Source organism: Streptomyces sp. MMS24-W38, from assembly GCF_059889265.1.
Genome location: NZ_JCBCPP010000001.1, coordinates 4,876,315 through 4,901,545, shown reverse-complemented (window position 1 = coordinate 4,901,545; position 25,231 = coordinate 4,876,315). Strand labels below are relative to the sequence as shown.

Sequence of the window (25,231 nt, the reverse complement as noted above, 5' to 3'; positions counted from 1 at the left end):
GGTAACACCAATCAGTGACCCTGGAATCACGGCACGTGCACCCGCGCTCACAGCCGCACCCACCGTCGTACTCGCAGTCGTACCCGAACCCGTACCCGAAGACGCTTCGAGGAGGGACCTCCACGATGCAGGCCGCGCCGGTCCGCGCCACCGCCATCCCGTCCTTCGGCACCGCGCTGCGCGCCGTCGAGTCACTGCTGATGAGCAGCGGCCAGCGCACCGCCCGTCGCAACGCCTGGACCTCCGTCCTGGAGGACCGCCGTCGCGCCAAGGACCGGGTGGAGGCGGAGCGCGTACTCGACCAGTCCCCGACCGCCACCGGTCTCTGAGCCTCCGAAGGCACTGCCGTCGTCCTCGCTTCCGGGGACACGTAGACTTCGTGACATGGCGAGGAAGGAAACCGCAGCGGACGCTGCGAACCCCGGGCGACTGAAACAGATCGCTCTGACTTACAAGATGACCCGCAGGGTCGACAAGAAGATCGGCCTTGTACTCGCGGCTATCGGAATCGTCACCTTCGGTGTCTTCCTCGCGATCGGCTTCTTGATCGGTCACCCCATCTATCTCGGCATCCTGGGCTTCCTGCTCGCCTTCCTCGCGACGGCGATCGTGTTCGGGCGCCGGGCCGAGCGGGCGGCCTTCGGTCAGATGGAGGGACAGCCGGGCGCCGCCGCGGCCGTGCTGGACAACGTCGGCCGGGGCTGGTCGACGACCCCCGCGGTCGCGATGAACCGCAGCCAGGACGTGGTGCACCGCGCGGTCGGCAAGGCCGGCATCGTGCTGATCGCCGAGGGCAACCCGAACCGGGTGAAGAGCCTGCTCGCCGCCGAGAAGAAGCGGATGAACCGCATCGTCGCGGACGTCCCGGTGCACGACATGATCGTGGGCACGGGCGAGGGTCAGGTCGAGCTGAAGAAGCTGCGCACGACCATGCTCAAGCTGCCCCGTGTCCTCACCGGCCCGCAGGTCACCGCGACCAACGACCGGCTGCGCGCACTGGGCGACCTGATGAGCAACATGCCGCTCCCGAAGGGCCCCATGCCCAAGGGCATGAAGCTCCCGAAGGGCGGCGGCCCGAAGTCCCGCTGAGGCCGCCTTACAGGTTCACGACGAGGGGCGCCCGGAATTTTTCCGGGCGCCCCTCGTCGTGAACGGCGGTCTTGCCTGTTGCTCCGTCGTCGCTGTCCCCGGGGTCCCTCGGGGGGTCCCTCGGGTCCGGCTCAGATCCGGACCTCGACCGTGCGGGCCAGTCGGTCGTGCAGGCCGCGGCCGTCGCGGTCCCAGACCAGGGCGGGGACGGCGAGGCAGAGCAGCGCGGAGCGGACCAGGCCGCGCAGCGGCTGCACCTGGCCGCTGTCCACGGCGACGACGCGCAGGCGGAACAGGCGCTTGCCGGGAGTGAACCCGAGCGTGCCGACGGTGAGGACGCTCAGCACGAAGAACACCAGCAGTGTCCAGTTGCTGGTCGTCTGCCCGTCGAAGCCGTTGGTGATCAGGCCGGATGCGACCAGCGCGCACAGGCCCCAGTCGACGGCCAGGGCACCCAGCCTTCGGCCCGGACGAGCGATGGAGCCCGGCCCGTCCTCCGGCAGCCCGAGCTGCTCACCCCGGTATCCGAGGTCGGCGCCGGCTTCTTCCAGGGCCGCGCGCGGCCCGGAAAGCCACGATCCGATTACCTGCCTGTTGTCCACCCCTACACGGTACTGCGCCCGAATACGGCCGGGGGACAGCAGGGCGCGGGACGAGGCACGACGACGACGTGTGTTCGGACCACCGTGGGGAATGCGCTGGTTAACTTGTGCGAAACAAATGGGTCACGCCGGAGAAATGCCCCGTCCCTAGGGTCGAGTACAACGCGGGCCACCTGCACCGGCCGCACGAACGATCTACCACCCCGGCGGGACGGTCGGGAGTAGGAGGAGCTGGATGTTCCAGAACGCCGACGAGGCCAAGAAGTTCATCGCGGACGAGGACGTCAAGTTCATCGACGTCCGCTTCTGCGACCTCCCGGGTGTGATGCAGCACGTCACGGTGCCCGCCGAAGCGTTCGACCCGGACGAGGAGCTGGCCTTCGACGGATCCTCGATCCGTGGTTTCCAGGCCATCCACGAGTCGGACATGTCGCTGCACGCGGACCTCTCGACCGCGAGGCTCGACGCGTTCCGCCGCGACAAGACGCTGAACATCAACTTCTTCATCCACGACCCGATCACGGGCGAGCAGTACTCCCGCGACCCGCGCAACGTGGCCAGGAAGGCCGAGGCGTACCTGGCCTCCACGGGGATCGCGGACACCGCGTTCTTCGGCGCCGAGGCCGAGTTCTACGTCTTCGACAGCGTGCGCTTCAAGACGTCCGAGAACGAGTCCTTCTACCACATCGACTCCGAGGCGGGCGCCTGGAACACCGGCGCACTGGAGGACAACCGCGGCTACAAGGTCCGCTACAAGGGCGGCTACTTCCCGGTCCCGCCGGTCGACCACTTCGCCGACCTGCGCGCCGAGATCTCGCTGGAGCTGGCCCGGTCCGGCCTGAAGGTCGAGCGCCAGCACCACGAGGTGGGCACCGCCGGCCAGGCCGAGATCAACTACAAGTTCAACACCCTGCTCGCCGCCGCCGACGACCTGCAGCTCTTCAAGTACATCGTGAAGAACGTCGCCTGGCGCAACGGCAAGACCGCGACCTTCATGCCGAAGCCGATCTTCGGTGACAACGGCTCGGGCATGCACGTCCACCAGTCACTGTGGGCGGGCAGCGAACCGCTGTTCTACGACGAGCAGGGCTACGCCGGCCTGTCGGACATGGCCCGCTACTACATCGGCGGCATCCTCAGGCACGCCCCGTCGCTGCTGGCCTTCACCAACCCGACGGTGAACTCGTACCACCGCCTGGTGCCGGGCTTCGAGGCCCCGGTGAACCTGGTGTACTCGCAGCGCAACCGTTCCGCCGCGATGCGCATCCCGATCACCGGCTCGAACCCGAAGGCCAAGCGCGTCGAGTTCCGCGCCCCGGACGCCTCCGGCAACCCGTACCTGGCGTTCTCGGCCCTGATGCTCGCGGGCCTGGACGGCATCAAGAACAAGATCGAGCCGGCCGAGCCGATCGACAAGGACCTCTACGAGCTGGCTCCCGAGGAGCACGCCAACGTGGCCCAGGTCCCGACCTCCCTCACCGCCGTCCTCGACCACCTCGAGGCCGACCACGAGTTCCTCCTCCAGGGCGACGTCTTCACGACCGACCTGATCGAGACCTGGATCGACCTGAAGCGCACCAGCGAGATCGCCCCCCTGGCCCTCCGCCCGCACCCGCACGAGTTCGAGCTGTACTTCGACGTGTGATCCACTGACGCGCACGCGTCACAGCCGTACGGCGCCCCTGCTCCTGTGCTTCCAGGAGCAGGGGCGTCTCGCGTGTCCGGAACGTGCTTTCCTCGGCGGGCTCGGAGAGGGATGATGGAAAACTGACACCGCTGTTCGGGAGAGGTTCACGGGGATGCCCGAAAGGGACGACGAGGAGCGCGAGTTCGACATCAAGTGGGCGGACGGGGCCGAGCACAAGGAGCCGTCGGCCCGCGCCCGGATGCTCGCCGCGCGCTGGAAGGACAACCCGCCCGGCCCGGTCCCGTTCCGCGGCGAGCCGGAGCACAGGGGGTCCCGACGGTCGTCGCCCCGGGGATCGTCGTCCTGGGTGTCCACGGCCGTGGTCCTCGGCTGCGTCGCCGCGGTGATCGTTTTCCTCGGTTACATCAACTTCCGCCCGTACTGATCACGGGCCCGGGCGCCCCGCGAGGAGCACCCGGACCCGGTACCGCTTCAGCGGTTGCAGCGCATGAAGGAGCGGACCATGCGGCAGGTCGTGTTCGACGGCGGGTGTATGCCGATCAGTTCCGCCGTGCTTCGTATCGTCTCGTCGGGTGCCTGGTCGGGCAGGTAGACGCCGGAGTCGAGCAGGGCGATGGCGAGCCGCATCGCCTTGAGCCGGCGGTTGTGCGTGACGTACCACTCCCGCGGGCGGCCCGGCGGCAGCGGCCGCTTCTCGACGGGCGCGCAGGGCGTTTCGAGCAGGACGGGACGCTTCGCGGTGGACTGGGTGGGCAGGGGCTTCGGCTTCAGTGCGGCAGCGGGCACGGCATCCTCCTGTCGCGGTCAGGGTGCCCTCCGAGATCCACGCCGATCCCGGCAACACCCTCGAACACTGCTTCAAGTTTACTGCCCGGCACTGACATCCGGGGGTCCCGGAGAGGTCACCGAACGCCCAGGTGAGGAAAGGGTTCCGGCTATGGAACGCCTGGTTCGGAAGGTGCCCCCGAGGCGATGGGAAAATTCGAACACGGCCTGGCGGAGCGGAGGGGGCGTACGGTGAGCGGCATGGAGATCTGGATCAATCCGGCCTGTTCCAAGTGCCGCAGCGCCCTCACCCTGCTGGACGCCGAGGGCGCCGACTACACCGTCCGCCGCTATCTGGAGGACGTGCCGAGTCGGGGCGAGATCCGTGAGGTGCTGGAGCGGCTGGGCCTGGAGCCGTGGGACATCACCCGCACCGGGGAGGCGGTCGCCGAGGAACTCGGGCTCGAGGAGTGGCCGCGGGACGCCGGCTCACGGGAGCGCTGGATCGCGGCGCTCGCCGAGCACCCCGAGCTGATCCAGCGTCCGATCCTCACGGCCGAGGACGGCACGGCGGTAGTGGCCCGCAGCGAGGATGCGGTACGGGACGCCCTGTCCCGCCAGACGCCTGACGCCTGAGACCGAGCGGCTGTGACGCAGGCCACTTCGGGGAGTCGGCCGGACCGCTGAGTAACTTCGTTCGGCATCTCGTACATAGCGGCGTACGTTCCCCTACCGCTTCAGGAGGCGCGCATGTCGCGCAGGAGAACTCTCGGCCCCAAGAAGAAGCTCGCGTTGCTGCTGAGCGCCGCGGCGGTGGCCGGTGGCGGTGCCTTCGTCATGGCGACCACGTCGAACGCCTCCCAGACGGCGGCGCCCACCACCAAGTCGGCGGCCGACTCGACGGTCTGCCAGGGTCTCGCCACGGCGCTCGGCAACAACCAGAAGTTCATCGAGGGCCAACGGGCCGATCCCGATGCGCAGTCCGAGGCGCGGATCGCCAACCGCGAAGCGGTCATCGCGGAGATCGAGCTCAAGCAGAGGGCGTCCGGGTGCGCGGTTGGGGAGTCGGCTCAGGACTCCCAGCCGGCACAGCCCGAGCAGCCCGAGCAGCCCGCACAGCCCGCCCCCGGGGAACAGGCCGGCGGGGGCGACGCCGCGCAGAACCCGGGCGGCGACGGCGCGGCGGCCTCCGGCGAGCAGGTGTGCAACGGCTCCACGGTCACCCTCTCCGGTGAGGCCGGCGCCCCGGCGGCGTCCAGCAACCAGTTCCCGGCCGGGACCAAGCTGAAGGTCACCAACCTGGACAACAACAAGTCCACGACGGTGGAGGTCACCGGGGTGTCCGGCAGCTGCGCCCTGCTCAACGACGCGGCCTTCGAGCAGGTCCGGGAGCCCGGCAAGTTCCTGATCCGCCGGGCGCTCATCGAGAAGGTGGGCTGACCCCGGGCCGCCACAAGCCCTCCGGGGCGCGGACCCAGTTCGGGGGGCGGGGCGTGCCACGGTACCGCCCCGACCCGGGTCGCCGCCCCGGGGTGTGACGGGAGCCCTTCCCCGCTCGACCGCCGTCGAGAGCGGGGGAGGGCTCCCCGCGTCCGGGGGGGGGGCGAGAAGCCCGCACCACACAGTCCACGTGGTGAACCGGGGCTCCTGCTGGGAGCCTTGCTCTGCTTCAATGGGGGCATGGACGGTTCCCGGGAGCTCATCGCGACAGGTCGTCAGGACCTCGAGCCCTTCTGGCCCTCCCGTCAGCACGACGACTTCGACCGCGAGTGTTGCCGCGCGACGACCGCGCCGGCCCTCTGACGCCGTACCTCCCGGCCTTCCGCCGGCGCGAACCGCGTACGTCCTCGACCGGCCCGACCACGAAGTCGTGGCGGTCGAGTCCTCTCGACGAACCCTTCGCGCGAAAGAGCTGACCCCTCATGGCGACCACTCGTTCCCTCTCCCCCGCAAATCCCGCGCGTCCCGTGAACCTCGCGAACGCTGCGACCCCCGCGAACTCCGTGCGCGCCGCGAACTCCGTGACCTCGGCGTCCTCCTCACCCGCCGCCCCCGTCGCGCCCCGTACCGTCCCGGCCGACGGCCGTCCCCGCCACCGGCTGCGGGCCGTCGCCCCGGACGAGGTCGTCACGGTCGCGGCCCTGCTCCCTCCGGGGGCCACCTGGCTGCCCGCACCGCAGCACACCCTGCCCGCCCTGCCCGGGCGTCCGCCCATGGTCGGCTACCTGGTGCTGGTCCCCGCCGACCAGCAGCCGCCGTTCCCGGTGGCGGTACCGGACGCCGGCCCGTCGTCCGCTCCCGCCGCGCCCCCTGAGGACGACGAGGCCGACGCGTCGGTCCGCATCGACACCGTGCGGCGCACCGCCGAGGTGGACGGACGGCAACTCGACCTCACCTACCTGGAGTTCGAGCTGCTCGCCCATCTCGTGGCGCACCCGGACCGGGTGCACACCCGCGACCACCTGGTCGCCACCGTGTGGGGCTACGGCCATGTGGGCGACGGCCGAACCGTCGACGTCCACGTCGCCCGGCTGCGCCGCAAGCTGGGCGCCGAGCACCGGGGCAGGATCCAGACCGTGCGCCGGGTCGGCTACAAGTACACGCCCTGAGGGCGGCCTGTCCCCGCTCTGCTCTGCCCTCGGCAGATTCCTGTTCCCTCGGCGCGCCCGACCCGGCAGAGTCGGACGGTATGAGGCTTCTGATGCTGGGCGGTACGGAGTTCGTGGGGCGGGCCGTCGCGGAGGCGGCGCTCGGGCGGGGCTGGGAGGTGACCGTCTTCCACCGGGGGCGGCACGAGGCCCCGCCGGGCGTCCGGTCGCTGCTGGGCGACCGGACCGCCGTGGACGGTCTGGCCGCCCTGGACGAGGCGGCCGGCGAGTGGGACGTCGTCGTCGACACCTGGTCGGCCGCCCCGCGCGCCGTCCGGGACACGGCGCGGCTGCTGCGGGGCCGCGCCGGACGGTACGTGTACGTGTCGAGCTGCTCGGTGCACGAGTGGCCCGCGCCCGCCGGGTACACCGAGCAGGCCCCGGTGGTGGCGGGTGCCCGCGCGGACGCCGACCGCACCGAGTACCCGCAGGACAAGCGGGGCGGCGAGCTGGCCGCCGTGGACGCCTTCGGTGCGGACCGGTCGGTGCTGGTACGGGCGGGGCTGATCCTCGGGCCGTACGAGAACGTCGGCCGGCTGCCCTGGTGGCTGAACCGGATGGCACGCGGCGGACCGGTCCTCGCTCCGGGGCCCCGTGACCTGCCCGTCCAGTACATCGACGTCCGCGACCTCGCCGAGTGGATCCTCGGGGCGGCCGAGCGGGAGCTGAGCGGGCCGTACACCCTGATCGGTCCGCAGGGGCACGCCGCGATCGGCGCGCTGCTAGAGGCGTGCGCGGAGGTGACCGGGGGCGCGGCCGAGCTGCGGTGGACCGCGCCGGAGGTGATCCTTCAGGCCGGCATCGAACCGTGGACGCAGCTGCCGGTGTGGGTGCCGCCGGACAGCGAAGCGCACGGCGCCCTGCACCGCGCGGACGTCTCCCGGGCGGTCGCGACGGGGCTGCGCTGCCGTCCCGTCGCCGAGACCGTGGCCGACACCTGGAGCTGGCTGCGCGCCATCGGCGGAACGGCACCCCACCGTCCGGACCGGCCGTTCAAGGGGCTCGATCCGGAGGTGGAGGCGAAGGTCCTCGCGACGGAGGGGGGTCGGGGCGAGCCGTAGGGCGAGCCGTATGCCCGGCCAGGTGTACATAGCACCACCCCGTGACCGGTGGCTCGGGCCAGTGACCCGGCTGTCGGTGCTCGGACAGACTTGCGTCATGAGCATCGACACGAGAAGCGGCACCAAACGTACGAAGGGCCTCGCGAAGGCCGCACTGCGGGGGTCGGGGCTGGCGCTGGTGTCGCTCCCGCTGTCAGTGCTGTGCCTCACCCTGACCCTGCTGTCGATCGCGCTGATCCCCATCGGGATCGGCATCGTCACGACGCCGTACGTGCTGACCTGGGCGCGCACCTACGCGAACTGGCGACGGGTGCTGGCCGCCGAGTGGGGCGGGGTGCGCATCCCGCCCGCGTACCGGCCGCTGACGAAGGACGCCAACCCGTGGGCGCGTACCTTCGGAATGCTGCGCGACCCGGCGACCCGGCGGGAACTGTGGTGGCTGCCGGTCGACATGACCGCGGGGTTCGTCACCGCGCTGCTGCCGGCCGTGCTGCTGCTGTACCCACTGGAGGGGTTCGCGCTCGCGGCCGGGCTGTGGCGGGTGATGCCGGACCCGTACTGGTACGGCTTCGTCCCGGTCGGCGACCAGGCGTCCGCGCTCGGCGCCGGCGCACTGGCCCTCGGTCTGCTCTTCCTCGCCCACTTCGTCACCCCGTCGGCGCTGAACGCCCATTACCGGCTCACCCGCGCCGTCCTCTCTCCCAGCCAGGGTGAACTGAGCGAACGGGTAAGGGTGTTGACCGAGACGCGGCGTGACGCCGTCGACACGTCCGCGGCCGAGCTGCGGCGCATCGAGCGGGATCTGCACGACGGGGCACAGGCCCGGCTGGTCTCGATGGGCATGGATCTGGGGACCATCGAGGCACTGCTCGACAAGGACCCGGAGCAGGCGAAGGAGTTGATCGCGCAGACCCGCAGGTCCTCGGTGGAGGCACTGTCGGAACTGCGGGAGCTGGTGCGCGGCATCCATCCGCCGGTGCTGGCCGAGCGTGGGCTGGGCGACGCGGTACGGGCGCTGGCACTGCGGCTGCCGGTGGCCACCGAGGTGAACGTGGAGCTGCCGGGCCGGGCCGAGGCGCCGGTGGAGTCGGCCGCGTACTTCGCCGTCGGTGAGGTCCTCACCAACGCGGTGAAGCACGCGGGTGCCGACCGGATCTGGGTCGACCTGCACCATGCCGAGGGCCGTCTGCGGGTGAGCGTCACCGACAACGGCAAGGGCGGCGCGGTGATCGGAGCCGGTTCGGGGCTGACCGGGGTGGAGCGGCGCCTGGGTACATTCGACGGCGTCCTGGCCGTCAGCAGCCCCGCGGGCGGTCCCACCATGGTCACCATGGAGATCCCTTGCGAGTTGTCCTAGCCGAAGACCTGTTCCTGCTGCGCGACGGGCTGGTCCGGCTCCTTCGGGCCCATGACTTCGAGATCGCCGCAGCCGTGGAGTCCGGTCCCGAACTGGCCCGTGCGCTGGCCGAGTCGGAACTGGACGTGGCCGTGGTCGACGTACGGCTGCCGCCGACGCACACCGACGAGGGGCTGCAGTGCGCGCTCGAGGCGCGGCGCCGTCGGCCGGGGCTGCCGGTGCTGGTGCTGTCGCAGCACGTGGAGCAGTTGTACGCACGGGAGTTGCTGGCCGACGGCAGCGGCGCGGTGGGCTATCTGCTGAAGGACCGGGTGTTCGACGCGGGACAGTTCGTGGACGCCGTACGGCGGGTGGCGAACGGAGGTACGGCGATGGATCCGCAGGTGATCCAGCAGTTGCTGGCGCGGCGGTCGGGCGACGACCGGCCGCTGGCGCGGCTGACGCCCCGGGAGCGGGAGGTGCTGGAGCTGATGGCGCAGGGGCGCTCCAACGCGGCGATCGCCGGCAGGCTGGTGGTGACGGAACGGGCCATCGCCAAGCACACCGCGAACATCTTCACCAAACTGGGACTGGAGATCTCGGACGACGACAACCGTCGTGTGCTGGCGGTTCTCGCGTATCTCGACCAGGGCCGGTGAAACCGGACCCGCGCCCTCACCCGACGCCCACGGCTGGCAACTCCCCGTGTTCCAGCGGGTGTTGAAACCAGAGTGCCGTACGAACTTCTCATCAGTTTCCGTGACGGTTGAACACCCCCGGAGCGGCTCCCGTACTCAAGGGAGCCGCTCCGCTTCCGTTGGGCGATTCGATGCCCGTAAGGGGGTGCTCCTCAACAAGGTCAGAGGAGTTCCGTGACTCCACCCACCGCTGAGGCGGCGGGCTTCCAACCCGAAGGTTGCGGTCCAACCCGAACCGACCCCTTTGCGGGGCAAAGCACAAATCACCAGAGCACCGGGAAGGCCGAGAGCCCCCTTGCGAGGAGAATGATGGGACGCAATACAAGAAAACGCCGTATGCCGTTGGCCGCCAAAGCCGTGGCCGGGACGGCGGCCCTGGCGCTCGGTGGGGGCGGGCTGGTCTGGGCGAACTTCTACGCTTCGGCCGGCGAGTCGGGCCCGTCGCAGAGCCGGACGAAGGCGAGCGCGGCGCAGATCGCCACGATCGACTGCCCGGACGTCGGTCAGCAGCTCTCCGACGTGCCGGACCAGGCCCGCGGTGAGGTCGACGGTGAACTGGCCTCGATGGACCAGCAGATCACCGACGCCTACCAGCGCCTGGTCACCACGCGTCAGGCGCAGGCCGGGGACTCGCAGTACGTCCAGAATGCCATTCTGGGTCCGCTCAAGGACCGTCGTAAGGTGCTCCTCGACCGGATCAAGCTGGAGATCAACCGCGCGGGCGGCCAGGCCCCCGGCAACCTGGACGAGCTCGCCTCCTGCTCCGGCCGCCCCGCCGACCAGCCGCAGCCGACCGACGGCCAGAACGGCGACGGTCAGAACGGCGGCGGTCAGGACAACGGCCAGGGCAATGACCAGGGCCAGGGCGACGGTCAGGACCAGGGCGACGGTCAGGGCCAGGGCGAGGGGCAGGCCCCGAACGACAACGGCAACGGTGCCGCGGGTCTGTTCGCCGAGGACTTCATCGACATCAACGACGTCCAGCCGAACTCGCGCAACCTGCCGAACGGTCTGGCCGCCAACGGCAGGTCCGGCTCCAAGGGCAGCTTCACCACGAAGTGCGGTGTCAACGAGAACAAGCTGTACAACAGCGACAACATCATCGTGGCCCCCGGTGTCGCGAACGGCGCGCACCACATGCACGACTACGTCGGCAACCAGAGCAACAGCTCGCTCTCCAGCGACGACGACCTGGTCGCCGCCCAGACCAGCTGCCAGAACCAGGGCGACAAGTCCTCGTACTTCTGGCCGGTGCTGCGCGTGCAGGACGGCACCCAGGAGTTCGACGCGGCCGACCAGGGCGGCGGCGCCGAGGGCAACGTCGGCAGGATCCTGCAGGTCCAGGAGGCCCAGCTCCGGTTCGTCGGCAACAAGCGGAGCAAGGTCGTCGCGATCCCGAAGCTCATGCGCATCATCACCGGTGACGCCAAGGCGTTCACCAACGGTCTCAAGAACGCCAACACCTCGTACAGCTGCACCGGCTTCGAGGACCGGCAGTCCACGGACAAGTACGTGCTGTGCCCCGAGGGCAGCAAGCTCGTGCGCACGTCCAACTTCCAGAGCTGCTGGGACGGACAGAACGCCGACAGCGCCAACCACCGTGACCACGTGGCGTTCGTCCAGGCGGACGGCAGCTGCCCGAACGGCTTCAAGGCCATCCCGCAGCTCCAGGTCCGCCTGGTGTACGACGTTCCCACCCCGACCATCGAGAACGGGCAGGTGAAGAACCCGTACGCCGTGGACAGCTTCCCGGAGCAGCTGCACAAGCCGATCACCGACCACAACGACTTCATCAACGTCATGGACGAGAGCCTGATGAACAAGGTGGTCAAGTGCATCAACAAGGGCAAGAAGTGCACGTAGTCCCCTCGGTCGCCCACTGAGAAGAGAAGAGAGAGGAGGGCCGGTGGCGGGAATCCCGCCACCGGCCCTCCTCTCGTGCGCCCGGTGCCGCTCGTTCAGCCTCCGTGCCCGGCGTGGCCGGACGCGTGCGCACCGCCGCCGTGGTCCATGCTGCTGTGGTCGATGCCCTCCTCCACGTCGCCGCCGAGCCGGCCGCGCAGGTCGTCGAGCACGTTCTCCTCACCGACGGCGACCCACTTGCGCCCGACGAGGTAGTGACCGCCGTAGTCCTTGGCCATGTCGATCCACTCGCGCTGGCCGCGGTCGGTGGCGAAGGTGGCCAGGACGTACTTCTCCTTGCCCTTCTCACAGATGGCCTGGCGGATCGTGTCGGCGTCGGTCTGCATGTCCGGCTTGCACTTCGCCTCGGCGGCCAGGTGTTCCAGACTTCCGGTGGCCGTGGCGGGCGCCTCGCTCTCGGCTCCGCCGGACCCGCAGCCCGCCAGTGCCAGTACCGCCACCGCGCCGGTCAGCGCGAGCATCTGTCGGGTCAGCCTCATGAGTTCCTCCGGTCCTTCCGGCGACATGCCGCACGGAGCCCCGGCAAGGGGCTCTCCGCCTTCGATACGGTTCCGGCACGCGCAGTGCTCAACGCGCGCGCGGCCGAGTCGGGCGACGCCGTCCGGACGGCCCAGTGACCTACCGGCCGGCCGGCTCGTTCTGCTGGGCGTGCAGTCACAGCATGTCGCCCAGCGCCCCCCGCACTCCTCCTCCGACGGTCCGGTCGTCGATGTCGAACAGGCCGAGGCCGCGCTCGCCGAGCACTATCCGCGGCTCGTCCGGCTCGCCTACCTGCTGCTGCCGCCGGGTACCGGCCGGAGCAGGCGGGTGCTGACCGCGCACGCCCTGGCCCAGCGCGCGCTGCCCCGCAGCCGCACCGCGGCGCCCGTGATCCCCGCCCAATCCGCTCAGTCCGCTCAGACCGTCCAGTCCGCCGAGGCCCCGCAGGCCGCCCCGTCCCCCGGGCCAAACGTCGATCCCGGGTACGCGCTGGTCCGGCTGCAGGTGGTGCGCACGGCGCTGCGGGCGGGCGGGCCGCTCAGGCGGGCCCTGCTGTCACCGCCGTTGCCCCGGGTGTGGGGGCTGCGGCTGCACCCGCGGTCCGGTGGCGCCGACGAACTCGCCCTGGACCAGCGGCTGTCCGCCCTGTCCGGACCGGCCCGCGCCGCCTACGTGCTGCGGGGCCTCGAGCGGCTCGCGGACGAGGACGTACGCAAGGTGCTCACCGAGGCGGGGGTCGCCGACGCGACCGCCGCGCTGCGCGAGGCCGACGGGGTGTCGGCCGAGTACCGGCTGCTCGACTCCCCCGAGTTCGACCCCTGCTCCCTCCAGGCCCGGCCCACCGATCTGCTGCGCCGCCGCCGGCACTTGAAGGCCGCGCTGACCGCGGGGTGCGCGCTCGTCGTCTGCGGCGCGCTGCTCGGGCTGCCGGGTGACGGCTGGGGGCCCGACGGTGCCGCCGCGCCGCCGTACGCGCGGAACCCGGCCGCGCAGGCCGCCCTGGACCCGGCGAAGCTGACCCGAGTCTCCCCCGCCGCCTGGAAGACCTCCGCGCGCACCGACTTCTCCGTGTGGCCCGCCCGCGGCGACCTGACCGGTGACACGGACCTGCTGCGCCGCGCCCTCGCCGTGTGGGCCCGGCCCGGCGAGCGGGTCCAGGCGTCGGCGACGCCGGGCACCCCGGCCGGCGGCCCGGCCGGACCGCCCCAGCTGCTGTACGCGGGGACGGTCGACAGCGCGCGCGTGGTGATCCTCCACGACGGTCTGCGCATCGCCAGGTACGCCGAGCCGAAGGGCGGCGCCCGGGGCGCCGTCCTCGACCTCGCCCGGGTCGACGGCGCGGGCAGGGCCGGGGCGAGTGCGGTGGTGCTGAGCCGGGTCGACGGCAACGTCCGTTATCTGACGGCCCCTTGGGTACATGAGGCCCGTCGGCGGGACCTGCGCGAGCCCGACGCCGACGCGACGGACCTCACGCTCGCCGACGGTGTCACCTCGCCGCTGGCCAGCCCGGCGCTGCGGGCCGGCTCGTGCACCTCGTGGAACGTGCTGGAGCTGACCGACGAGACCGGCACCCGGCTGATGACCGACCTCGCCGAGCTGGTCCCGGCCCGACTGACCGCGGGACGGCCCGGGGCCGTCGGCAAGGCATCCGGCGCCAAGGCGTTGCGTGCTGCCTGGGCGCCGTTCGCGTGCTCGCTGGCCTCGGTGCGTTCGGCGGGCGTACGGAGCGTGAACACGTGGGCGTTCGCCGAGCAGCCGCTGCCGGACGGCGGGGCGGGTCCGGCGGACTGGGTGTGCACGCGGGCCGAGACCTGGCGGGGCGGTGGCACCCGCGTGCTGGCGCAGTTCCACACGCCGGGCGGGTCGTTCGGGACGGTGGTGGCCAAGGCCGAGGACGTTCCGCAGTGCGGGGCGCGTGAGCCGCGGGTGCTGGCCGGAGTGCTGTGGAAGTCCCCGGCGGGCACCTGGTACCTGCTGGCCGCCGGCAGTCGCGGTACGACGTCCGTCACCGCGAAGGGCGGTGTCGAGGGCACCGCGCGGGGCAACCTGCTGACCGTCGAGGCCGAACGGGGCGCCCAGGCCGACCTCGTGGGCACCCTGAAGGACGGAGGCTCCCTCACCGGCCTCGGCTGACACGGTGATCATCACCGCCCGGTCCGGACCGTTCGAGTCCGGAACCGATCGGTAGGCTGTGGGTATGACTACCGGGGCACGCCGCAGAATGGGAGTCGAGGAGCGCCGTCAGCAGTTGATCGGCGTCGCCCTCGAACTGTTCAGCCGTCGCTCGCCCGACGACGTCTCCATCGACGAGATCGCGTCGGCGGCCGGTATCTCGCGCCCGCTGGTCTACCACTACTTCCCCGGCAAACTCAGCCTCTACGAGGCCGCGTTGAGGCGTGCCTCGGACGACCTCGCCTCGCGGTTCGTGGAGCCGCACGAGGGCCCGCTGGGAGCTCGGCTGCTGCGCGTGATGGGCCGGTACTTCGACTTCGTCGACGAGCACGGGCCGGGTTTCTCCGCCCTGATGCGCGGCGGCCCGGCGGTCGGCTCCTCGACCACCAACGCGCTGGTCGACTCCGTACGGCAGCGGGCGTACGAACAGATCCTGTCGCACATGGGCGCGGTGGACCCGCCCGCGCAGCTGGATCTGGTGGTGCGTTCCTGGATCTCGCTCGCCGAGTCGACGGCGCTGATCTGGCTGGACGGCCGGCGCATACCGCGGGCCGAGCTGGAGGCCCAGCTGGTGCACGACTTCGCGGCGCTCGCGGCCGTCGCCGCGGCGCACGACGAGGAGCTGAGCAGGCTGCTGCGCGGCCTGCTCAGGGACGAGCCGGGTGACGGGCCGTTCGCCGACCTGGTCACCCGGCTGATCGCGCTGGCGTCCTCGTCCTGACCGGTCGCCCGGCTCCTGCTCCCCTGCTCTTCTACTCTTCGAACTTCCGGTACGAAGCGTCGAGCTCGCGTACCTCCGCGGAGGCGTGCAGGACCGTGCCGTCGAGGGACTTCACGTGCTGCCGCACCAGCTCCAGGACGGCCTCCGTGAGCCGGGCCTTGGTCTCCTCGGTCCGCCCGGGGAGCAGTCCGATGTGGACGTGCACCAGGGCGTGGCCGTCGATCTCGGGACCGACCACGACGTCCTCGGTCCGGCGGAACCGGGTCTTGCACGCCGCCGGCCTCGCCGCCGCGATCTCCACCACGGTGGTGTGCAGGTCCCGTGCGAAGGCGGGCCGGTCGAAGTCGAAGCCGGCCTTCAGCTGATCGGAGTAGTCGACGGTGATCTGCGGCATCGGTGGGCCCTCCAGTTGCAGGTCGGAGGGCCCACCCTAGCCGCAGCCGTCCGTCAGCCGGTCGTGGTGAACACGGCGACCGTGCGGGCCGGGACGGTGAAGGTGCCGGTCTTCGCCGCGTAGGACGAGGTCTTCACCACCGGGTCCGCCCCGGCGGCCTGCACCGGGTGCAGGCGGTGGCCGGTGCCGGCGAGGGCGTCGACGCGCTGCTCCCGCTGCTTCGGCGTGGCGTTGAACACCACGACCAGGTCACCGAGCCGCATCGTGATCACGCCGGGTGTCTCGTCCTTCCCGGACAGCGGGAAGGACAGCCGGGACTGCACCTGCCCGGCGGTGTCGAGGGAGAAGACCGGTTCCGTCGTACGGATCCTCAGCAGGTCCCGGTACGCGGCCGAGGCGCCCTCGATCTGCGGGCAGCCGACCCGCACCGCGCCCAGCAGAGGCTTGGCATAGGACCACTTGTCCGCGTTGTCGGCGGCCGGTGGCAGGCCGCGGCCGAAGCCGTTGCCGGCGGCGCAGTTCCAGTGGATGGCGTTGAACCAGTCGCCGCTGTCGTAGGAGTTGCGGTCCAGGGACTTGGAGCGCAGCAGGTCGGTGCCTGCCTGGGAGAGCGCCGGGCCCTGGGACAGGGTGGCCGTCGCCATGGCGAGGACCTGCGCACGCGCCCGGTCGTCGGCGCTCACGGAGCTCGGCAGCTTGAAGGCGAGCGCGTCGAACAGGGACTCGTTGTCGTGTGCGTCGGCGTAGGCGAGGGCGTCGCCCGGGGCGTGGGCGTACCCGGCCGGGGAGCCGTTGTAGTCGACCTGGGAGCCCTTGACCTCCTTTCCTTCGGTGTCGGTGAAGCGGTACTCGGCGAGGTTGCCGCTCAGACCCACCTTGATCAGGTCCTGGTAGTGCAGGAGCCGGGCCTTCTGCTCGGCCTCGGTGCCGTTGCTCTTCGAGGAGTTCGGGTCGGTGTGGAGGCCGGACGCGAAGCCCTGGACGCCGGGGTCCTCGTCGAAGGGGCCGCCGCCGCGGACGGCGTCACGGGCCCGGTCGGAGAAGGTGGCGATGCCGGTGCCGGCCATGTTCTGCTGCGTGGCCTGCTCGAAGCGGGCGTCGTCGGCGATCTCGCCGAAGTTCCAGCCCTCGCCGTACAGGATGATCTTCTTGCCGTCGACGCCGTCCTTCTTCGGGGTCAGCGCGTCGAGGGCCTTGCGCACGGCGAGCATGTTGGCCTTCGGGTGGTGGCCCATGAGGTCGAAGCGGAAGCCGTCGACCTTGTACTCCTTGGCCCAGGTGACGACCGAGTCGACGACGAGCTTGCCCATCATGGCGTTCTCGGGCGCGGTGTTGGCGCAGCAGGTGCTGTTGGCGACGGAGCCGTCGGCCAGCAGCCGCTGGTAGTAGCCGGGCACGATCCGGTCCAGGACGCTGGTGTCCGCCTGGCCGCTCGCCGCGGTGTGGTTGTAGACGACGTCCAGCACGACGCGCAGGCCGTCCTCGTTGAGCGCCTTGACCATCTTCCGGAACTCGACCGTGCGGGTCGTGCCCTCCGGGTCGGTGGCGTAGGAGCCCTCGGGGACCGTGTAGTGGTACGGGTCGTAGCCCCAGTTGTAGGCGTCCTTGGCGGCGGCCTTCGCCACGCACTCCTGCTGCTTGTCGGAGTCGGCCGGGAAGGAGGCCAGGTCGCAGTCGACGGTGACCTGGTCGGACTTCTTCTCGGGGATGGTGGCGATGTCGAACGCGGGCAGCAGGTGCACGTACGAGGTGCCGGCCTTCGCCAGCTCACGCAGGTGCTTCGAACCGTCGCTGTCCTTGTCGGTGAAGGCGAGGTAGGTGCCGGGCTGCTTCGCCGTGCGGTCCTCGACGGAGAAGTCGCGGATGTGCAGCTCCTGGATCTGGGCGTCCTTCAGCGGTACGGCCTTCGGCTTGGCCAGGTCGGACCAGCCCCCGGGGGCGAGAGCGCGGTCGCCGAGGTCGACGACGAGGCTGCGCGCGGAGTCGGTGGTCAGGGCCAGCGAGTACGGGTCGGTGACCTTGTTGGTGACGACCTCGCGGATGCTGGGCGCCCACACCTTCACGACGTACCGGTAGGGCTTGCCCTTCCAGGACTTCGGACCGGTGACGGACCAGACGCCGGTGGCGTCGTCGCGCTGCATGCGGGCGGTGGAGCCGCCGATCTCCAGCGAGACGTCCTGCGCGGTCGGTGCCCACACGGAGAGCGTGGGCCGGCCGTCACGGAAGACGGGGCCGAGCTGCGCCCTGGTCGCGCCGGCCGCGTACAGGTCGTCGAGGACGCCCGCGGTCTGCACTCCGGTCGCGGCGAGCACAGCGCCGGTGGCGGCCCGCTGGGAGGCGACGACCTGGCCGCGCAGGGCCTCGCGTACGCGGTCCCGGTCGCGCGGGTCGACGGTCCAGGCGGTGCCGTCCTCCAGGTGCGGGAACCTCGCCTTCTGGGCGTCGCTGAGGGACGTTTTCGTCAGGCGGAGCCAGCGTGCGTCGTCGCTCTTCAGCGTGCCGTCCTGCGCCCTGATCGAGCCGGTGCGGGAGGCGAGGAGCTGGGTGGAGGCGGCGGCCTCGGAGCCGTTCCAGACGACGGTGTCCCGGTCGATCCAGACCGCCTTGGCGGTGGTCAGGTCGAGGGCGGCCGCGGAACCGGCGGGCTGCGGCAGCAGGTACTTCTCCTCGCCGCTCACCAGCCACACCTCGTGGCCGTTCGCCTTGAGGTCGAGCGACTGGTCGGACGGCAGGTCCTTCTCGTCGCCCTTGTGGATGATGTAGCTGAGGCTGGTGGCACCCTCGGTGAGCGGCACCTCGAAGACCGCGCCGTACGCGTCGGTCTTCACCGGCTTCAGGGGCTTCGACCAGTCGGTGGGATCGGCGGCGCCGGTCCATGTGTGCAGACCCCAGCTGTCGTAGTTCCCGTCGGCCCGGTGGTAGTGGAGCACCGCCTTGGTCGTGTCCTGCGCCGGGTACTCGGGGCGTTCGGTGGTGACGGTCTCCTCGCCCTGCTCGATCCAGATCTCACCGGTCCTGGTGACGTCGATCGTGCGGTCGGTGGAGACGTCCTTGTTTCCGGCCTTGTCGATGACGAGGAAGCCGATGTCCGAGGCGCCGGGCTTGAGCTTGACGTAGGCGAAGGCGCCGTAGGCGTCGCGGCCGGTGAAGGGATGGCTGTTCGGCCATTCGGTGGCCTCGCCCTCGGCGAGGTCGCCCCAGGCGTACAGGCCCCAGTCGTCGTAGTCGCCGTCGGCGCGCTTGTAGTGGACGATCGCGTGGTCGCGGGAGGCGGCGCTGGGCAGCTCCTCCACGGGTGGGGTGCCGGTGGTGGATGCGGCCGTCGCGCTCGCGGTGCGTCCGGCCGAGTCGATCACGACGGCCTTGTAGCGCAGGGCGGTGCCGGCCGGGACGTCCGCGCCGATGGTGTGGGTGACCTTGTGGGGGGCGTGGTCGGCGGAGCCGAGGGTCTGCCACTTCCCGTTGCCGGTCTGGGCGGCGAAGACGACGCGGTTCAGCTGTCCACCCTCGACGTCGGCGGTGAGCTCGACGGTGCCGGTGGCGCCGGCCTCGGGGGCCTTCAGGGTGACCGTGGGCTTCGCGGCGGGCTGCGCGAGCCTGCCCGCGGCCTTGAGCACGATCGCCGAGCCGGCCGGGACGGTGACGGTGATCTTCCGGTCCGCGCCGCTGGTCACGGAGGCGTCGGTGCCGTGGATGCCGCGGAACGCCATGCGGGCGGAGTCGGTCGCGAAGGTGGCCTTCTTCGCCTCGTCGGCGTTGTTGAAGGCGACGACGTACTCGGTGGTGTCCTTGCCGGTGCCGGTGCGGGAGAAGGCGTGGACGCCGGGGCCGTCGGCCGCGTACCGCTGCTGCTGGACGCCGTCGGTGAGGGCCGGGTGGGCCTTGCGGAGCTCCGCGAGGGCGCTGATCTGCCGGTAGAGCGGGGCCTTCGTGTCGTAGGTGTCCTCGGCGTGGGTGCGGTCGGTGCCGATGAGGTCGTCGTCGAGGTAGTCGGCGGTGCGGGAGGCGAACAGGGTCTGGCGGGCGTCCTTGTCGCCGCCGGCGCCGGTGAAGCCCTGCTCGTCGCCGTAGTAGACGACCGGGTTGCCGCGGCTGAGGAACATCAGCTCGTTGGCCAGCATGGCCTTCTTCAGCAGTTCGGCGTCGGACGCCTTCGGGTCGTCCTGCTTGAGGAACGTCCCGATGCGGCCCATGTCGTGGTTGCCGAGGAAGGTGACCTGCTCGTAGGCGTTGGCCTTGTCGGTCGTGTACTTGTGGTCGTCGCCGAAGACGGCCGCGAGCTTCTGGGCGCTGCCGCCCTGCGAGGCGTACTGGAGGGCCGCCTCCTGGAACGGGAAGTCGAGGGTGGCGTCGAGGCGGCCCTCGGTGACGTACGGGGCGGTGACGTCCGTGTCGGCGGAGTAGACCTCGCCGAACATGAAGAAGTCGTCCCGGCCCTTCTTGGCCGCGTAGGCGTCCAGGGCGGTGGCCCACTGGGTCCAGAACTCCATGTTGACGTGCTTCACGGTGTCGATCCGGAAGCCGTCGATGTCGAAGTCCTTCACCCACCGCTGGTAGATCTTCTCCATGCCGTCGACGACCTCGGGACGCTCGGTCCACAGGTCGTCGAGGCCGGAGAAGTCGCCGTGCTCGCTGGACTCCCCGGCGAAGGTGGAGTCGCCCCGGTTGTGGTACATCGCCGGGTCGTTGAGCCACGCCGGGACCTTGACGTTCTTCTTCGCGGCGGGGACGACCGGGGTGCGCGGGAAGGAACCGGCGTCGACGCGCGGGAACGTGGCCGAGCCGTCGGCGTAGTCGGCGTCGTCGAAGGGCTTGCCGTCCTTGGTCAGGTAGGGAAAGGCGCCCTTGGAGAGGTAGTCGTAGGACTTCTCCTCGTAGTCGACGACGTCGGCGGTGTGGTTGGTGATGACGTCGAAGAAGACCTTCATGCCCTTGGCGTGGGCCTTGTCGATGAGGGTCTCGAGGTCCTTGTTGGTGCCGAAGTGGGGGTCGACCTGGGTGAAGTCGGTGATCCAGTACCCGTGGTAGCCGGCGCTCGCGTCCTTGCCGGTGCCCTGGACGGGCTGGTTCTTGAAGATGGGCGCCATCCAGATGGCGGTGGTGCCGAGCCCCTTGATGTAGTCGAGCCTCTGGGTGAGGCCCTTGAGGTCGCCGCCCTGGTAGAAGCCCTTGTCGGTGGGGTCGTACCCGGTGGTCAGACGCGAACCGGTCAGTCCGCCGCGGTCGTTCTTCGGGTCCCCGTTGGCGAACCGGTCCGGCAGCACGAAGTAGAACTGCTCCCGGGTCAGGTCGTGCCGCGCGGGCTCCTTCGCCAGATGGGCGTCGGAGGGAGGCTTGGGCGGTGCGGGGGCGGCACTGGCCGCCAGGGGCTGCACGAGGGCCGCGGCGAGGGCGGCCGCGGTGACGGCGGCGATCCGCCTCCCCCGCACGGTGCGGCGCCCCGGGGGCGCGGGCCATCTGGGTATCACAGGCGTGAACTCCTTGCGATTACGGCTCATTGGGTCCGACCCCACGCCACGGCGCGGCCTGTTTCGGCCATGTCACCGGGCTCCGGGCGTGACGTTATCTCCGTTGAAAGCTTTACAGCAAGGGTCTTGAAAGTAACGGTAAGGACTTGCACGCGGACGCCGGTCGCACCGCCCCCCGTGAACGACGGCGCGACCGGCGCGCGTTCAGCAGGACGACTTGCCCGCGTACACCGCGAGGGCCGTGTTCGAGCCCAGGGTGGCGGTCAGCTGCCCCGAACCGTTCACGCTCACCTGCGTGTTGTTCTGGACGTTGCAGTAGGTGCCCGCCGGGAGGGATGTCTGGTAGGTGCGGGTCAGGGAGCCGGACTCGTGGTTGACGGCCACGAAGCCCTTGTTGCCCCGGCCGAAGGCGATCGCGTCGTTGCCGTTGTCCCACCAGTTGGTGACGGCCTGGCCGCGCGTGGCGTTGCGGAAGGCGACCATGGACTTGATCTCCGGCCAGGCGTGCTGGCACTTCCAGCCGTTCTGCCAACAGGCGTTCACCTGGCCGCCGTTCGGCGGGCCGGCGTCGTGGTCGGAGAACTCGTAGCCGGAGTTGATGTCCGGGGCACCGTAGGGCCAGGCCAGCATGAAGACGTTGGCCAGGGTGTAGTTGGCGTTGTCCTTGTAGCTGAGCGTGGAGCCGTTGCGCTCGGTGTCGTGGTTGTCGACGAAGACGCCGGAGACGGAGCTGTTCATGTAGCCCCAGCCCTCGCCGTAGTTCTTCAGGTAGGCGAGCTTCTCGTTGTTGAAGACCCGCTTGAGGTCGTAGGCGTAGCGGAACTCCTGGACGTCTCCGTTGCCCGTGTACTCGGTGGGCTGGACTGCCTCGCCGGCGCCGTAGATGGCCTCCTGCTTCCAATAGACGTTGGGGTTGCCCAGCCGGGACTTGATGTTGGCGAGGTCGGCGGCGGGCATGTGCTTGGCCGCGTCGATGCGGAAGCCGTCGACGCCGAGGGAGAGCAGGTCGTTCATGTACCCGGCGATGGTCCTGCGGACGTACTCCTCGCCGGTGTCGAGGTCCGCGAGGCCGACCAGTTCGCAGTTCTGGACGTTCCAGCGGTCCCGGTAGTCGGTGATCTGCGAGGTGCAGGTGTCGAGGTCGTACGAGGAGTACAGGCCCGGGTAGTTGTACTTGGTGTACGCCGAGCCGCCGGTCCCGGTGCCGTTGCCCGCGGACATGTGGTTGATGACCGTGTCGGCGACGACCTTCACACCGGCCGCGTGACAGGTGTTCACCATGTTCCGGAACGCGGTGCGGTCACCGAGCCGGCCGGCGATCTTGTAGCTCACCGGCTGGTACGACGTCCACCACTGCGAGCCCTGTATGTGCTCGGCGGGCGGAGAGACCTGGACGTATCCGTACCCGGCGGGGCCGAGGGTGTTGGTGCACTCGCGGGCGACCGAGTTGAAGTTCCACTCGAACAGGACGGCGGTGACGTCCTTGTTCCCGGGCGGCGCGGCCTCCGCGACGGTCGGGGTCATGACAATCGAGGCGACCGCGAGCGCGGCGACCCCGGCGAGGGTTCTGCGTGCCATGTGGGGTTCCTTCTTCATCGAAGGGTGTGGGGAGCGCGAAGGCTCCTGAAGCTTCTTGCTGAAACCTTCAGAAACCTTGCGTGACGCAGATGTTAAAGCTTCACCCTCCGAAAGAGCAGTAGGCGGCACGAAGTACAGCGCTCGCGAACAAGGCCCATCCCCGCTCCCCCTCTCACGCACCGACTGTCGCGCGGACGACCGCCTGGCGAGAATCCGGCAGGAGGAAAGGATCTGCTCTGCGTGCCCGTGGCAACACGTCGGGGTGCCGCCTACGCCAGGTCCTCAGCGCCAGACTCTCGTACGGGATCGAATCGGCCTCACGATCGAACGGCGCCAGCCAGGCGGCCACCCCTCCCAATCTTCACGACTCCGGAGTACCGCCGCCGGAGGTCTGGACGACCCTCACGAAAGACCGGAGTGACGAAGGTCATATCTTTGGGAGTGGTCACTTTCTGTTCCCGTCGGAGGGGTGAGGATTCGGCGCCTCTCGTCCACTCGGTGCGGCCGACATCCGTGAGCCTGTCGCGGGCCGCGAGGTGCGCTGACGGCGCACCGATTCCTTCTGCGAGAGAGCCCCCTTGCGATCGCCCCGCCCGGGCTCGCCGGAGGCACCGGCCCGTCCGCGGGTGCGTCGACGGCTGGCCGGGAACCGCCGGTCCTATGCGCGGGAACCCATGAGGAAGCCTGTAAGTCATGGATATGGCGCATCAAATGAGGGGAAAGCGAGCGCGGCGAGGGACGCTAGGTGACGACAGCCTTCCGACCTCTTGAGCCTGCAGCCGAAAGTCCTTCTCCGAACTTCGGAAGTCGATCTACGCTCCTGGCAGCCGCGAAGTGTGGGGGCATATACGGACGGGGCATCCGAACCCGGGCCTTCTCCAGTGAGCCCCCGCATGCTCATCGGTTCGAAAGCACACGGTCTGATCCGGCTGGCGAGAACCGGCTCACATGTAAAGGAGCGCAGATGAAGGCTGCGACACGAGTGGGCGTTGTCGCCGTGGCCCTTCTGGGCCTCATCGCGACCGTACCGGCCGCATCGGCGGCCGAGCACCCCGCCCCGAAGGCGAACACGCCTGTCGCGACTGTCGACATCAAGGGGGTCGAGGTCGACAAGGAGGCGTCGGCAAGGTCGGCGTGCTCTCCACGTTCGGTTTTAACGACTTCGTGGAGGACGCCGACGGGTTCCTCCTGGCCGAGAAGATGCGGTCCGACGTGCCCATCACCACGGCCCTGCGCGATCACTATGAGAAGACCGGCGGGATGACCCGGTTCGGGGACTATCTTGCCAAGCGGTTCGGCACCTCGCAGGCGACCGCGGCGGACGCGGCATTCTACATCCTCACATCGATCGATGATCCGCTCATCAATGTCGGACGTATCTTCCTCGAACAGCAGCAGGGGGGAGTCAACATGATCTTTTCCCACCTGCTTCCGGAGGACAGGCTGAGGAATTATTGCCTTGGCTTCGCGGATGCGCTGATCGCTCGCGCCGGGCTGGAGGCCCGCAGCCAGGCGAAGATGAAGTCCAACCACGCCAGGCTGTTCGCGGACAGTTCAGCCTGATGGGTTCCTGGATCCTGGTGGTGCTCTTCGTCGGCTTCGGTCTGGCCTTCGTACGCGTCCAGAAGGGCCGACGGCTCCTCGGCCTGATCAAGGCATCCACCGCCACTGGAACCCTGTGCTACCTGCTCGGCTGGTCTCAAGTCCACTTCGCCTTCCCGTCGCATGCATGTCCCGACTTCTTCGGCAGACGCCCCATCGTCCACTTCGACCGCTACGAGGACAGCACTTTTCCGCTGAACGCCACCTGCTACTGGGACAACGGTGAGCGGAAGGAACTCGTGAGCAGCTGGGTCAATCCACTCCTATTCACCTGTATGGCCATACTGACCGGCTGCCTGGTGACATTGGCGGTCCTTGCCTACCGCCGCTACCGGAAAGGACACACGTGTTGAGCGACACCGCTCACATACTCACCCGCCGTAAAGCTCTGGGCATAACCGCGGGCCTCACCGCAGGAGCCCTCCTCGCAACTGCTCCCACCGCTGCCGCATCCGCTCCTGAACGAAGCATGTGGCGTGGCCGACGGTCACAGAACGGCTGGCCCGTCATCGACGGCAACCACATCGCGCACTTCCGCATCGAAGGAACCAGCGTCAACGTGCCACTGCTGAAGGGCGACGTGGCCACGGTACTGCTCTACGTAGCCCGCCGGTTCGCGTACGAGATCGACATGCTCCGCCCCGACGATGTCCAGGGCCACACCGACCACCGCACCCTCGGAGCCGACTTCGAGTCGAACCACCTGTCCGGTACCGCGATCGCCATCCGCCCGCTCTTCTACCCGCTGGGAGCGCAAAAGGGCACCGGCCTGTCCGCCCTCGAGAAGATCGTCGTCGCGGACATCCTCGCCGAATGCCAGGACGTCATCCGCTGGGGCGGACACGCAAAGCCGGTCAAGGAGTCCCACTTCCAGATCAACGTCCCTCCCGGCGACCCCAGACTTGCCCGTCTCGCTCGCCGAATCCGTGGCGAGGACGCCGGCCACGGATCCGGCGCCGGATCGATCGACCCGTTCCTTCCCAACCGCCGCAGAAAAGCTGCCGCTTACCTCTAATGACTTCGATGCTTGGAGGACTCTCCGATGA

Annotated in this window: 22 protein-coding genes; 16 read left to right on the top strand and 6 right to left on the bottom strand. The window is 69.9% G+C overall.

Annotation, left to right across the window (positions count from 1 at the left end):
• Positions 1 to 125: 125 nt before the first annotated feature.
• On the top strand, positions 126 to 329 hold the full coding sequence (locus tag AC6F7H_RS21295; RefSeq protein ID WP_202279534.1) for an SCO2195 family GlnR-regulated protein: 204 nt from the start codon (positions 126 to 128) through the stop codon (positions 327 to 329).
• A 55-nt stretch (positions 330 to 384) separates the two neighbouring features.
• Complete coding sequence (locus AC6F7H_RS21290; RefSeq protein ID WP_500758515.1) at positions 385 to 1,089, top strand: DUF4191 domain-containing protein; 705 nt, start codon at positions 385 to 387, stop codon at positions 1,087 to 1,089.
• A gap of 131 nt (positions 1,090 to 1,220) precedes the next feature.
• Here the strand turns inward: AC6F7H_RS21290 and AC6F7H_RS21285 are convergent, their stop codons facing one another.
• Complete coding sequence (locus AC6F7H_RS21285; RefSeq protein WP_500758514.1) at positions 1,221 to 1,691, bottom strand: RDD family protein; 471 nt, start codon at positions 1,689 to 1,691, stop codon at positions 1,221 to 1,223.
• 235 nt (positions 1,692 to 1,926) lie between these two features.
• Here AC6F7H_RS21285 and glnA point away from each other — a divergent pair, with 235 nt between their 5' ends.
• Together glnA and AC6F7H_RS21275 are read left to right on the top strand one after the other, a co-directional pair.
• A complete protein-coding gene (gene glnA / locus AC6F7H_RS21280) occupies positions 1,927 to 3,336 on the top strand; it encodes a type I glutamate--ammonia ligase (protein WP_500758513.1) in 1,410 nt (469 codons plus the stop codon).
• Positions 3,337 to 3,490: 154 nt separating this feature from the next.
• Entirely contained in the window at positions 3,491 to 3,763 is a 273-nt protein-coding gene (locus tag AC6F7H_RS21275; RefSeq protein ID WP_361448630.1) for an SCO2583/SCO2584 N-terminal domain-containing protein, read from the top strand.
• A 47-nt stretch (positions 3,764 to 3,810) separates the two neighbouring features.
• Here AC6F7H_RS21275 and AC6F7H_RS21270 read toward each other — a convergent pair whose 3' ends face one another.
• Positions 3,811 to 4,125 carry a hypothetical protein gene (locus tag AC6F7H_RS21270; protein ID WP_109381839.1) on the bottom strand — a complete coding sequence of 105 codons (315 nt, stop codon included), beginning with the start codon at positions 4,123 to 4,125 and terminating at the stop codon, positions 3,811 to 3,813.
• Between the two features lie 240 nt (positions 4,126 to 4,365).
• Here AC6F7H_RS21270 and AC6F7H_RS21265 point away from each other — a divergent pair, with 240 nt between their 5' ends.
• From AC6F7H_RS21265 to AC6F7H_RS21235, 7 genes are all read left to right on the top strand, one after another.
• The gene (locus AC6F7H_RS21265; protein WP_500761981.1) at positions 4,366 to 4,740 is read left to right on the top strand and encodes an ArsC/Spx/MgsR family protein; all 375 of its coding nucleotides are present in this window, start codon (positions 4,366 to 4,368) and stop codon (positions 4,738 to 4,740) included.
• Between the two features lie 114 nt (positions 4,741 to 4,854).
• Positions 4,855 to 5,544: an SCO2207 family protein gene (locus AC6F7H_RS21260; protein WP_500758512.1), complete on the top strand. Its 690-nt coding sequence runs from the start codon at positions 4,855 to 4,857 to the stop codon at positions 5,542 to 5,544.
• Between the two features lie 482 nt (positions 5,545 to 6,026).
• A complete protein-coding gene (locus AC6F7H_RS21255; protein ID WP_500758511.1) occupies positions 6,027 to 6,713 on the top strand; it encodes a winged helix-turn-helix domain-containing protein in 687 nt (228 codons plus the stop codon).
• 80 nt (positions 6,714 to 6,793) lie between these two features.
• Complete coding sequence (locus tag AC6F7H_RS21250; RefSeq protein ID WP_500758510.1) at positions 6,794 to 7,813, top strand: NAD-dependent epimerase/dehydratase family protein; 1,020 nt, start codon at positions 6,794 to 6,796, stop codon at positions 7,811 to 7,813.
• Between the two features lie 97 nt (positions 7,814 to 7,910).
• Positions 7,911 to 9,170 carry a sensor histidine kinase gene (locus AC6F7H_RS21245; RefSeq protein ID WP_500758509.1) on the top strand — a complete coding sequence of 420 codons (1,260 nt, stop codon included), beginning with the start codon at positions 7,911 to 7,913 and terminating at the stop codon, positions 9,168 to 9,170.
• Positions 9,155 to 9,808, top strand: a complete 654-nt coding sequence (locus tag AC6F7H_RS21240) for a LuxR C-terminal-related transcriptional regulator (protein ID WP_500758508.1) — start codon at positions 9,155 to 9,157, stop codon at positions 9,806 to 9,808. The genes AC6F7H_RS21245 and AC6F7H_RS21240 overlap by 16 nt, the downstream gene beginning before the upstream one ends.
• Before the next feature lie 348 nt (positions 9,809 to 10,156).
• On the top strand, positions 10,157 to 11,710 hold the full coding sequence (locus AC6F7H_RS21235) for a DUF1996 domain-containing protein (protein ID WP_500758507.1): 1,554 nt from the start codon (positions 10,157 to 10,159) through the stop codon (positions 11,708 to 11,710).
• Between the two features lie 95 nt (positions 11,711 to 11,805).
• Here the strand turns inward: AC6F7H_RS21235 and AC6F7H_RS21230 are convergent, their stop codons facing one another.
• Positions 11,806 to 12,249 (bottom strand): hypothetical protein, encoded by a 444-nt coding sequence (locus AC6F7H_RS21230; RefSeq protein ID WP_500758506.1) that lies wholly within the window; start codon positions 12,247 to 12,249, stop codon positions 11,806 to 11,808.
• Between the two features lie 169 nt (positions 12,250 to 12,418).
• Here AC6F7H_RS21230 and AC6F7H_RS21225 point away from each other — a divergent pair, with 169 nt between their 5' ends.
• Both AC6F7H_RS21225 and AC6F7H_RS21220 read left to right on the top strand, forming a co-directional pair.
• Positions 12,419 to 14,383 carry a hypothetical protein gene (locus AC6F7H_RS21225; RefSeq protein WP_500758505.1) on the top strand — a complete coding sequence of 655 codons (1,965 nt, stop codon included), beginning with the start codon at positions 12,419 to 12,421 and terminating at the stop codon, positions 14,381 to 14,383.
• A 64-nt stretch (positions 14,384 to 14,447) separates the two neighbouring features.
• A complete protein-coding gene (locus AC6F7H_RS21220) occupies positions 14,448 to 15,143 on the top strand; it encodes a TetR/AcrR family transcriptional regulator (protein WP_500758504.1) in 696 nt (231 codons plus the stop codon).
• Positions 15,144 to 15,174: 31 nt separating this feature from the next.
• Here AC6F7H_RS21220 and AC6F7H_RS21215 read toward each other — a convergent pair whose 3' ends face one another.
• The 3 genes from AC6F7H_RS21215 to AC6F7H_RS21205 all read right to left on the bottom strand — a co-directional run bounded on the left by AC6F7H_RS21215 (position 15,175) and on the right by AC6F7H_RS21205 (position 22,583).
• Positions 15,175 to 15,537, bottom strand: a complete 363-nt coding sequence (locus tag AC6F7H_RS21215; RefSeq protein ID WP_500758503.1) for a 5-carboxymethyl-2-hydroxymuconate Delta-isomerase — start codon at positions 15,535 to 15,537, stop codon at positions 15,175 to 15,177.
• Positions 15,538 to 15,590: 53 nt separating this feature from the next.
• Entirely contained in the window at positions 15,591 to 21,005 is a 5,415-nt protein-coding gene (gene pulA, locus AC6F7H_RS21210; RefSeq protein ID WP_500758502.1) for a pullulanase-type alpha-1,6-glucosidase, read from the bottom strand.
• A 204-nt stretch (positions 21,006 to 21,209) separates the two neighbouring features.
• Entirely contained in the window at positions 21,210 to 22,583 is a 1,374-nt protein-coding gene (locus AC6F7H_RS21205; RefSeq protein ID WP_500758501.1) for an alpha-amylase, read from the bottom strand.
• Between the two features lie 1,134 nt (positions 22,584 to 23,717).
• Here AC6F7H_RS21205 and AC6F7H_RS21200 point away from each other — a divergent pair.
• From AC6F7H_RS21200 to AC6F7H_RS21190, 3 genes are all read left to right on the top strand, one after another.
• A complete protein-coding gene (locus tag AC6F7H_RS21200) occupies positions 23,718 to 24,146 on the top strand; it encodes a hypothetical protein (RefSeq protein WP_500758500.1) in 429 nt (142 codons plus the stop codon).
• Entirely contained in the window at positions 24,146 to 24,538 is a 393-nt protein-coding gene (locus tag AC6F7H_RS21195) for a hypothetical protein (protein ID WP_500758499.1), read from the top strand. Before AC6F7H_RS21200 ends, AC6F7H_RS21195 begins: the two co-directional genes overlap by 1 nt.
• Before the next feature lie 116 nt (positions 24,539 to 24,654).
• Positions 24,655 to 25,200 carry a hypothetical protein gene (locus AC6F7H_RS21190; RefSeq protein ID WP_500758498.1) on the top strand — a complete coding sequence of 182 codons (546 nt, stop codon included), beginning with the start codon at positions 24,655 to 24,657 and terminating at the stop codon, positions 25,198 to 25,200.
• Positions 25,201 to 25,231: the final 31 nt, after the last annotated feature.